Genomic DNA, 1,154 nt, shown 5'->3' with positions numbered 1-1,154 from the left:
TCTGGTGGCGCGCATCGACCAAGACGCTGGGCGGTGCGGCCTGCTCGAGCGCCTCGGTGTGTTGTTCCATCGGGGCGCGATGACGATCGCGGTGGTGCTCAGGTGCTCCATCCTTCGATCCGTGCCCGGGGAACGGGCCGGACTGGGGAAGCGTGGGCATGTGTCGGCGCGTCTGCGGGATCGCCTGGTAGATCCGGGCCAGCCGGTCGAGGCTCGAGAAGCAATCGCTGCTGTCAGCGGTTTCCGCCGACCCGAGAAACAGGACACCGTGCGGGTTCAGCCCATAGTGGAACAGGGTGAGAAGCTGCTCCTGGAGCGACCTTTCCAAGTAGATCATCAGGTTACGACAGGAGATGAGATCGAGGCGCATGAAAGGAGGTTCCTTCAGCACACTGTGCGACGCAAAGAGAACGACGTCCCTCAGTTCCTTGCGGACCCGGTAGTGTGTGCCCTCGTCGATGAAGTAGTGCTCCAGCCGTTCCGCGGAAACATCGGCTTCGATGGAGCGCGGATAGCGCCCCTCGCGCGCTGTCCCCAGCGCGCCTTCGTCGAGGTCGCTGGCGAAGACCTGGATCGGCACCTTCACCTTGCGACGCTCCGCCTCCTCCAGGAACAGGATCGCAAGGCTGTAGGCTTCTTCGCCGGTTGCGCAGCCCACCGACCATGCGCGCACTCCGTCATCGCCCACTTGCTCGATGATCCGCTGAATCGCCTTCTGAGCCAGCGCCTTGTAGGAGTCCTCGTCCCGGAAGAACTGCGTCACCGAAATCAGGAGGTCGCCGAACAGCTCTTGCGCTTCCTCAGGCGTGCTGCGGACCAGCTCGGCATATTCTGCCGGGTTGTCGACGCGGCAGACCTGCATGCGCCGTAGCACGCGGCGCATCACCGTCGCCCGCTTGTAGCTGGAAAAATCATGACCTGTGCGCGTGCGCAAAAAGGCAATGATGCGGCGCAGGTCGTTCGCGGTGTCGTCTTCGTCGAGCGAGCGCACGGCCTCCTTGCTCTTGGCGACTTCCGTGATGCGCTCTGCCAAGCCGGAGATCGGGGCGATGAAGCTGACGAGGCCCGGAGAGTGTCCGACCTTCTGTGTAACTGGGATTTGGTTCATGCTTCCTGAGAGAAGCAAGGACGATGACGATGACGATTTCCAAGGA

At 62.7% G+C, this 1,154-nt stretch carries 1 protein-coding gene; it reads right to left on the bottom strand.

Annotated elements, in window-relative coordinates; translation table 11 throughout:
* The coding region (locus tag GZH79_RS17485; RefSeq protein WP_211645061.1) for a protein-glutamate O-methyltransferase CheR at positions 1-1,108 on the bottom strand (1,108 nt) is incomplete at its 3' end.
* Between the last annotated feature and the right edge of the window lie 46 nt (positions 1,109-1,154).

Origin of the sequence: Loktanella sp. SALINAS62 (assembly GCF_018263905.1) — a bacterium.
Classification (GTDB): domain Bacteria; phylum Pseudomonadota; class Alphaproteobacteria; order Rhodobacterales; family Rhodobacteraceae; genus Loktanella.
The sequence above is the reverse complement of the archived record's forward strand: the minus strand, read 5'-3'. Positions and strand labels throughout refer to the sequence as shown.